General features: G+C 65.7%; 3 protein-coding genes. 2 read left to right on the forward strand and 1 reads right to left on the reverse strand.

Features of this window, described 5'->3' with window-relative positions; genetic code table 11:
• Nucleotides 1-242 precede the first annotated feature (242 nt).
• The gene (locus BLW85_RS37790) at nt 243-6,149 is read right to left on the reverse strand and encodes a LamG-like jellyroll fold domain-containing protein (RefSeq protein ID WP_143060503.1); all 5,907 of its coding nucleotides are present in this window, start codon (nt 6,147-6,149) and stop codon (nt 243-245) included.
• Nucleotides 6,150-7,323: 1,174 nt separating this feature from the next.
• On the opposite strand from BLW85_RS37790, the gene BLW85_RS37795 reads away from it, so the two are divergent.
• Together BLW85_RS37795 and BLW85_RS39015 are read left to right on the forward strand one after the other, a co-directional pair.
• Nucleotides 7,324-9,483, forward strand: coding sequence for a hypothetical protein (locus BLW85_RS37795; RefSeq protein ID WP_143060504.1), 2,160 nt, complete (start codon nt 7,324-7,326; stop codon nt 9,481-9,483).
• On the forward strand, nt 9,408-9,728 hold the full coding sequence (locus tag BLW85_RS39015) for a hypothetical protein (protein WP_143060505.1): 321 nt from the start codon (nt 9,408-9,410) through the stop codon (nt 9,726-9,728). The genes BLW85_RS37795 and BLW85_RS39015 overlap by 76 nt, the downstream gene beginning before the upstream one ends.
• Nucleotides 9,729-9,903 lie beyond the last annotated feature (175 nt).

Genomic DNA, 9,903 nt, shown 5'->3' on the forward strand with positions numbered 1-9,903 from the left:
TCACGGGTGCCGGCAGCGCGGCTGTCCTGTATTGGCGCCGCTGGGGGACATCGGCCGGCCGGGTTCCCGGTGGGCCTCGCTTGGAAGGCGCGGGCGGGGGAGTGGACGGCCGGGTGCTGTTGCTGGTTCCGCGGAGAGGTCATGCCGCATGCGGCTGTGACTTCCGTGCCGGTGGGCGGCGCCTGAAGAGTGGTCCCCGCCGCGTTCTGCGGGAGCGGCGGGGACCGGGTGGTGTGGCGGGGTCAGTTGAGTGCGCTGACCTCGGTCGCTGACAGCGTCCGCGGGTAGACGTGGACGTCAGCGACGGAGCCGGGGAAGGCCATGTAGGGGGTGGTGGCCGAGGCGCTGTTGACGCAGCCGCCGATGGTCAGGGGCATGGAGGAGTCGTATTGCGGGCTGAGGTTGGTGGCCGTTCCCATGAGGGTGCCGTTTTGGTAGAGGGCCATGGAGCCCGCGTTGGTTTGTCCGGGGACGGGCGCCCGGTAGGCGGCGACGAGGTGTGTCCAGGTGCCGGTGGGCGCGGAGTTGGGATCACCTTCGGCGGTGGGGAAGTCGGTGTTCTCGTCGTTGGTGGTTGTGGTCTGGAACATCCAGGCGGCGCTGGGTTTGTCGTAGGAGAGGTAGAAGGCCTGGTGTTGTGTGGTGCCCTGGCAGATGGCGGTGGTGCCGAGTGCTGAGTTGATTTTCACCCAGGCGGAGACGGTGTAGTCGCCGAGTGTGTTGACCCCGCTCTGCTTGCTCTTGAGGAATCCGGTGCTGCCGTCGAACGCGGTGCTGCCGGACAGTTTGCTGGGGGCGTCGGAGTTGAAGGAGACGCTGCCGGACGGGGTGAGCGCGTTGAGGGAGGCGGTGTCGGTGCCGTCCGAGGCGAGTCTCCACTCGTCCTCGGGCATGCCGTTGTCCCACCCGGAGGGGACGACCACGCTGTCCGCGCTCGCTTCGCTTGCCGCCATGGCGTACGGGTAGACCTGGACGTCGGAGACGGAGCCGGGGAAGGCGTTGTAGGGGGAGGTCGCGTCGGGTGTGTTGACGCAGCCGCCGATGGTCAGGGGCATGGAGGAGTCGTACTGCGGGGTGGGGTTGGTGGCGGTGCCCATCAGGGTGCCGTTTTGGTAGATGGACATCACGCCGGTGGTGTCGTCTCCGTCGACGGGGGCGGTGTAGGTGACCAGGAGATGTGTCCAGGTGCCCAGGGCCCCGGTGCCGGCGTCTCCCTCTGCGGTGGGGAAGTCGGCGCTGTCGTCGTTGGTGGTTGTGGTCTGGAACATCCAGCCCTGGTTGCTCCTGTCGTAGCCGAGGTAGAAGGCCTGGTGCTGGCTGGTTCCCTCGCAGAGGGCGGTGGCGGGGCCGGTTGCCGAGTCGAGTTTGACCCAGGCGGAGATGGTGTAGTCGGCGAGGGTGTTGACGGCGGTGTGGTCGCTTTCCAGGAATCCGGTGCTGCCGTCGAAGGAGGTGGCGGCGGCGGGGGCGTTGACGGCGTCGGGTCCGGCCGTGTTGAAGGTCGCGCCTCCGACCGCGGTGAGGGGGTTGTCGCCGCGTGCGTCGGTGCCGTCGGCGGCCAGGTCCCACGTGTTGTCGGGGGTGTCGCTGCCGGTGGCTTCAGGGACGATGAGGTTCGGCGCGATGACGACATCGGTGTTGGTGTCGTACAGGTACAGGCCGGCGAGGTCGGCGTAGTACGTGTCGGAGGGGTTGCCGCCGGCGAGGTCGGCCGCCTTGACGGTTGATGAGGTGGACGTGCCGTCCGTGGAGACCGCCGCTGCGAAGTCGATGACCTGCATCGGGTAGTTGTCGAGCAGGTAGCCGTTGACCTGTTCGCGGGCGGTTTCCTGGGCGGCGGTGCCGGGGTGGGCGGCGGTGAACGGCGGGATGGTGGTGAGGTAGACGGTGAGGTTGGAGCTTTGGGTCACCCGCGCCCCGTTGAGGAAAGTCTGCCCGTCGTCGGTGTAGTACGAGGTGAGTTCGCTGTTGAGGGCTGCCAGTCCGTTCTCGACCTTCGTCGCGCAGGTGTTGGCGTCGCTGGTGCAGTTGAGCAGGTCGGTGGCGCCGGTGGAGACGAGGACGGTGCGTACGTTGCCCTGGGCCAGGACGTTGCGGTCTACGGGGTTGAGCGCGCTTGTCGGGGTGTCGCTGTTGGTGATCTGCGGGAGCAGGTTGTTGTTCAGGCTGCCGCTGTTCGTCCCGGCGTTGAGGATGCCGTAGTCGACGGAGTGGTCCCCGTTGTCGTCGTTGGCGATGGCGTCGGTGATGGCGTCGCTCAGGTGGTGCCGGCCGTCGGCGCTGCCGGTGTCGGCGTTGACGCTCTGGTCGCCGTAGAGGACCAGGGAGCCGGTGGGAGCGCTGGCGGGTGTGGTGACGTCGATCCCGGCCAGGTACGGCAGCCCGGTGTACGTCGTCTGTGTGTAGTTGCCGGCTGCGGTGTCACCGGTGCGGTTGGCTGCGTCGCTGGCCCACACGGGTGTCTGGGCCGTGGCGTGGCCGGGCATGGCGGACACCGAGCCGTGCACCTGCACGCTGACCAGCAAGGTCGCCTGCTGTGGGACGGCCAGCGTCACCGGGTCGCTGGTGACGTCGCCGCCCGCCGGGATGGTGACGGAAGCCTTGCCGCCGAAGGTCAGCAAGGTCGGCGCCGCGGCCGCCGCGGCGCCGCCCGCGGTGGTGTCCTGCGGGGCGATGGAAGCCGCGTCGAAGGTCACCGGGGCGGTGCCCAGAGCGTTGGACAGGTGAACGCGGACCCCATTGTGGCCATCAGTGCCGACGCTGATATGCGCCGGGATACGTAGCGTCTTACCGGTCACGCTCGCGGTGCTGCCGTCGGACTGCTGCACCTTGGCGGTGTCCTGGACGGAGGACCACGTGCCGACCCAGTGCTGGGCGTCGGACCCGCTGCCTGCGACGCTCATCGGGCGCAGGCCGAGGCCGAGGATGTGCAGTGAGGGCTGTCCGGCCTGGACTCCGTTGGTGAACAGGGGCAGGGAGATACTGCTGATGATCGAGCCGGGGCACTGGAGCGGGACACTGACGGCGTAGATTTTCGGGCCGGAGCTTGGGCTGGTCTGGGTGTTGTCCTTGTGGTTCTCGTGGACCAGGGTCAGCGAGGCCGCCGCGGTGGGCCCGCTGATCCAGTCGGGCACGCTGTCCAGCTGGTACGACTGGTCAGCCGGGTTGCCGTCCGGGTCCAGGCAGTTGTCCTTGGCGTAGGTGATGGTGCCGATGGCTCCCTTGGCCGCACCGCCGGTGGCGAAGGCAAGGAAGACCACCGAGTCACCGGTGTTCACCACACCGCTGTCCGGGACGGTGATGGTCTGGCCGGAGGCGAGCATGTTGTCGTAAGCGCCGCTGCCGAACTTCGGCAGCGTGACGTTGGCGCCGTCCACGGTGACCGTCTGCCCACCCTGCCAGCCCGAGGCACTTGTCAGGTCGGCGGAGTTGATGCTGTTGCCGGATCCGTCGGCGTCGGCGGTGCTGGTCGTGGTCGTGAACGTGCTGGTGGCGGTGTTGTTCAGGCAGCTTCCGGTGCTGTTGATCGCGCACGCCAGCGCCGGTCCGAGCCGCAGCACGTCGATACCCGCCTGGAACCCAGAGGAACTGGGATTCTTGCCCGTCAGGGTGAGCGTCAGCGTGTGGACACCCTGCCTGAGGGTGAGCAACTGGCCGCTGGAGTCCTTCGGTACGCCCAGGTTGAGGAACTGGGTGGTGACGTAGGAGTTGTAGGCGTCGTACCCGCTGATCAGCGTCGACTGCGTGGGCTTGCCCGCGTCCAGGACCAGCCGGTAGATGCCGTAGTCCTTTGCCTTGGTCAGGTTGGCACCGAAACTCCAGGGCCCGTCTTTCGGAATGTCGAAGCTGAGGGTGACACTGTCACCGGAGACGACCTTCGAGGTACTGCTCTTGTTGCCGAGGAACGCCTGGTAGCCGTCAGCGAACTCGTAGCCGCTGCCGGCGGCCTGGCTGATCAGCTGACCACCCTTGGTGGTGACCGTAGCCGCGGGCACCGAGGTCGTCGTATTGTCCGCGTTGGTCGCGCTCCAACCGGTGATCATCTTGTCGCCGTAGGCGTACGCCGGAGTGCTGCTACCCGCGTAGAAGACGTAGGACGCCTGAGTGAGAGACGTCGAGCCTGCCTGGTCCACGGCCTTCGCATACAGCGTGTGCGGTCCCGTTGCCCCGGGAGCAAAAGCGGGGGAGGCACTGCCGTTGATGACCGACGTGCCGGTGCCCGAAGCGTTGTCGGAGCTGACGTAGTACGCCGTGCCCGGCGCGATCTTCGTGCCCGTGCTCCACTTGGTGACACCACTGCTGGTGTACATGGTGTTCCCGAGCGTGCTGTCCAGACGGAACAGATAGCCAGTGATGTTGTTGGTGTGATTGTTGCTGAGGGTGAAGGTTCCCTTGTCGCCGTAGGCGGCACCGATCTGTTTGGCCGGGAACTGACTCGACGTCACCGTCGGGGCCGGCGGCGCGCTGGTGTCGACGGTGAAGGTCTGCGTCTTCGTCCAGACGCCAGAGCCCGTCCCGGCCCAATAGCCGGCCGCGTTCTGAGCGGTAGCCTTCCAGGTGTAGGTGCCGTCCGGCAGACTCGGCGAGGTCCAGTCACTGCCGTTGGTGTTGTACCGGGCACGCTTCTTCGAATCCGTGCTGGGGCCAAAACCCTGATGTATCAGCGTGCCGGAGGAGTTGTAGACGTTGTACTCCATGCGGACCAGTTCGCTGCCGCCGGCCAGGTCGGGATCGACCGCGCGCGCGGACAGCGTCGGGGTGTGGGTGGTGGTCATCGTCTTGCCCATGCTCACCGTGGACGGCTTGAGCGCGGGAGTGCCGTTCAGCTTGGGCCGGTAACTGTAGGTGACCGACATAGTGGCGCCGCCACCGTAGGCAAGCTGCTTCCACTGAGTGGCGTCGTTCATGTCGGGTGACTGGACCATCAGCGTCATGCTCTTCCAGCCGCCGGCCGCCGCGCTCTGCGCACGCGAGGTCACGTCGAACTCGAGCGATGGCGGGCTGACCCAGGAGTTGGCCCCATCGGTCACCGGACAGGTGCCGGCCTCATGGCTCTTCGGGTTCGAACCCAACGCGCCGGTACGCCCTCCGGGCTCGTGGCCCCAGTACAGCGAGGAGGAACTCCAACCGGCGGGGCGGTCGGTGCCGTAAACGGCAGCCGGGGTGTCGGAGCAGGAGGCGGCGGAGAGCTGCTTCACATACAGCGAGGCGTGAGTGACCACGGCACCTTTAATGCCGCTGGTGTTCATCTGGTAGTACGTCCGAGCCCGTTCACCGTTGCCGGGGTAGGAGTTGTCCCATCCCTCGCGGGCGTTGGTGGAACCCGAGGTGGACGTCGAGTTGTAGACGTTCCACCCGTTGTCGGAGATCCGAGCCCAGTCCAGTTGGGATGGTCGGCCGCTCCACTCGGGGTCGATGTAGACAGGATAGGCCGTGCTCTTGGCCGAAAGCAGGTTCTCGTCAACCCCCAGCAGCTGCTTGCCGGACTCGAGGCTCATCCTGACCTGGGCGTGGTGCTTGCCGACCTTGGCCGCCGCCCGATGCTCGGCCCGGGCCGAAGACACGGACGTGGTGCGCACCAGAGAGGCGGGGGTCTTCTGGCCGGTGCTGTCCCACATCAGCGCGGTGTCGCTGTGGAACACCGTCCTGCCGGTGTGCTTGTCCGTGGCCTGGACGCCGCCGTCGCGCGTCGCGGCCAGCTTGATACCGGCCGACGAGGTGCCGAGGGCGAGGCGCCGCAGCCGCGGATCGGTCGCCGCCTTCGCGGATTTGACCACAAGGACCGAGGAGTAGCCAGAGGCGTCCGCGGTCAGCTGGAGATCGACCTGGGGCAGCACGTCCGGATACGTAGCAGTGTCTCCGGACACCACTGGTGTGGGCAGGGCGCCCGGCCAGGAGAAGCCCAGCTTGTCCTGGCCGTTACGCATCGTGGCCAGCGCACCGGAGCCACCACCGGAGAAGGACACGTCCGTGACCACGGCCTTGGGCGCCCAGGTCCCGTCAGACCGCCGCACCAGCGTGGTGTCGATCGGCACCCACTTCCCGTGCTGGAAGGTGCGCTGCGGCATGGAAGAGTCGGTGCGGGTGAAGGTGCCATCCGGGTTGGCCACCACCACCGTTCCGGTATCGGTGAGTTGATCGATGGTCACCGGTTTACCCGTGGCCTTCGCCCGTGCAGAGGCGGACTCGGTGGCGTTGAGGCTGCGTTGGGCCCCCGGTGTGCTGCCGGACGAATCTGCATGCGGCGACCGGGTGGGGCCGGCCGGTGCCGCATGGGCCACCACGGCCGAAGTCAGTGACCCGGCGGCGAGAGCGGCGACGACGGTGACGGCAACGGGTCTGGACGTGGAACGTCTGAATGCCCATATGGCTGGGCGAAAGGCTGACATCGAGGTTGGCGTCCTTCGCGGGACTCAGGCGGCCCCCCCTTGGGTCCGCGCCGCTGTGCATTCTGAATGCAAGGAGCGGCGTGAACCATCGACAATCGACCGCCGAGCGCACGTGTCTGGCTTATTCTTGACGTACTTCCATAGCCGGTCTTGCTATCCAGATGCCTACTTGCGCATGTTTTGCCGGGCAGGTGCAGGGCGAGCGATGTCAGGCTCGCGCGGGGTGTTGTGTAGCACTGTGCCCTATATGGGGGTGAGGAATCGGGTCAGGTCGGGGTCGGAGTATGCGGGACGCAGCTACGTCTTGGGAGCCCGGGCCTAATTGAGCGCTCGACTGGTTGCCGTTGATGCGGGTGACCTATTCTCGATCGTGGACTACGAGATTCCGTTCCATTCAAGGTAATTCCTTTACTGATTCACAAAAGTTTTTTTACTTTAAGTGTTGGTCTGACCGCTTAGCGTGAGACTTTGCGGGGGGAGTGATCTATGTTTGCCCCTGCTTTGACGTGCCCTCAAACAGCGCCGGCAGAAGAGTGCTTGTGCTTGCGAGGCGTTGAGGAGGGGAACGCACGGTATGGGGCGGGTAGCCTGGTGGAGACGGGACAGCCGGTCGGTCTGGGCCGGTCACAGTGTTCGACGTACGGCAGTTGTCGCCGTCGGTGCCCTGGTTGTGGGGCTACTGCCCGCGGACGCGGTGGCGGCCCCCTCTTCGACAAAGCACGGCGTCGCAATCTCTGCGGCACCGCATAACAAGCGGATTCCGTTCACGCGGCAAACGCCTAGGCGGGGACCGTCTCCCAAGCCGTTCAAGCATTTCAACCCCAGTGGGCACGCGAAGCTTCCCGCCCCGGGCAGCGCCACCGTCACCTTGCCCGTCACAGTCGCCCCAGGCCTGAGTGCCAAAGCGACTCAAGTCCGGGCCGGGAAGATGCCCGTGCTGCTCAGCACCGCACCGAGTGTGCAGGACCGGTCGGCAGCTGTCACTGCAACGCAGCGCGTACGAGTGACGATGCTGGACCAGAAGTCCGCGCTCGCGGCCGGCATCCACGGCGCACTGTTCACCTTGCAACGCACAAGCCCTGGCAACGGCAAGATCGCGCTTCAGGTGGACGACTCCTCATTCCGCTATGCCTTCGGCGGAGACTTCGCCTCCCGCCTTCATCTCGTCGAACTCCCCGCGTGCGTGCTGACGACACCGAAACTGGCACGTTGCCAGGTACAGACGTCGGTGCGCACGACACCAGATGCACCACTGTCTGGTCAGGTGTCTGTCCCAGGTGCAACCCATGTGAAAGCTGGCGGTACCTCCGGTCGCCACGAAGTGCCCGCATCCGGGACCACGGTTGTCATGGCCGCCACCTCCGGCACCTCGGGCTCCTCCGGCGACTACTCAGCGACCAGTCTGTCACCGGCCGGTTCCTGGTCGACCTCGGCGAACACTGGAGCGTTCACCTACAGCTATCCGATCACAGTGCCACCAGCTGTCGGTGGAGCATCACCGAGCGTGACTCTGTCGTATGACTCCTCCAGCCAGGACGCGCGTACCGAGGGCACGAACAACCAGTCCTCGTGGTTGGGTGACGGCTGGAGCATGGCAGACAGCTATATCGAGCGCACCTACAAGCCATGCAGCGACGACTCCTCGTCCGGCGCGCCGAAGGGCGACGGTGACGAATGCTGGGCAGGCCAGATCCTGACTCTGTCGCTGAACGGGGCATCCACCGACATCGTGTACGACGATGCCACCAAAACTTTCCGGCCAACCTCCGACGACTCCACCACCAAAATCGAAGACCTGACTGGTGCCTCGAACGGCACGGCGAACGGGGAGTACTTCAAGGTCACCGAGGGCGGTGTGCAGTACTTCTTCGGTCTCAACCACCTGCCGGGCTGGTCCAGTAGCAAGGACGAGACCAAATCCGCCTGGACCGTTCCGGTTTACCACGCTCACAGCGGTGTCTCCGCGTGTCCGGACAGCACGGACTTTGCCTCCACTACTTGCACACTGGGTTACCGATTCAACCTGGACTACGCGGTCGACACACACAACAACGCCACCGCCTGGTACTACACGCCGGAGACTGGCTACTACGGCGCAGATATGAAGGACACCGCAGTCGCCTACACCCGCGGCGGCACCCTCGCACGCATCGACTACGGCATGACCTCCTCGACCATCTACTCCGGCACCGCACCGGAACAGGTCGTCTTCAACACCGCCGAGCGCTGCATTTCGGGAACTCCGTCGGGAAACACCTGCGCCGACAGCCAGTTCACGCCGTCGAACGCCTCCTACTGGCCAGATGTGCCCGTCGACCTCAACTGCACTTCTTCAGGAGCAAGCTGCACCAACCATGGCCCGAACTTCTGGTCACGCAAGCGGCTGACTTCCATCATTACGCAAATCCAGACGAACGGTGCGACCCAGCAAGTAGACAGGTACACCTTCACCCAGTCCTTCCCCGACGGCGGTGACCACGCTCCGACCTTGTGGCTGGACTCCATTCAACGCACCGGCCTCGACACTCTGGGCGGAGCCACGGGCAGCATCTCCACGCCGGCGGTGAACTTCGACCCGCCGCTGCAACTGCCCAACCGGGTGGGAACGATCCCGCAGATGCCGCTGATGTACCACGACCGCATCCAGACCGTCACCAGCGAGACCGACGCCCAGACCACCGTCACCTACGACCGCCCAGACTGCTCCAAAGCCCCCGCCAGCGACCCCAACGACCCGACCGACGCAGCCGCCCAGTCGTTCGCCTCAACCAACACCCTCTCCTGCTTCCCGGTGTACTGGACGCCCTACGGGCAGCCGTCACCATGGATGGACTGGTTCTACAAGTACAAGGTCTCGTCGGTCGTCACCGAAGACACGCACAACTCCTACCAGGACGGTACCGAGCCCAAGCTGGAGACGGACTACGACTACAAGGGCAACCCGGGCTGGCACTACGACGACGACGAGGTCGTCAAGGCGAAAACCGGACCTGGGGCCAGTTCCGTGGTTACCCCGAGGTGGACGTCACCACCGGCGACCCGACTGTCTTCCATGAAACGAATGGCGCCGCGGTCCATGACAAGAAGACGCTGACGAAGACGTACTACTTCCTGGGCATGAACGGCGACACACTGCCAGGCGGAAAAACCCGCTCGGTGCCGGCACTCAAGAGCCAAGACGGCGCCACTACAGTTGCAGACGACAACGCCCTGGCCGGCCAGACGTTCGAGACTGATACCTACACCGCCTCGGACGGTGGGCTTGACAACGCAGTCGTCGACGTCCCCACGGTCATCGGTCCGACCGCAAGCCGTTCACGTTCCGGACTGGCGCACTAACGGCACAGATGGTCCGCCCGGCCAAGAGCCTCACTCGCAAGACAGTCTCCTACGGCTGGCGTAAGACCGAGACCGACACCTTCTACGAACGACCTCGGCAAGCCAACGACCGGCATGCCCGTCCAGGTCGACGACCGCGGCGAGACGGCAGACAGTACAACATCTCCAAGTGCAC

The organism is Streptomyces misionensis (genome assembly GCF_900104815.1).
Lineage (GTDB): Bacteria > Actinomycetota > Actinomycetes > Streptomycetales > Streptomycetaceae > Streptomyces > Streptomyces misionensis.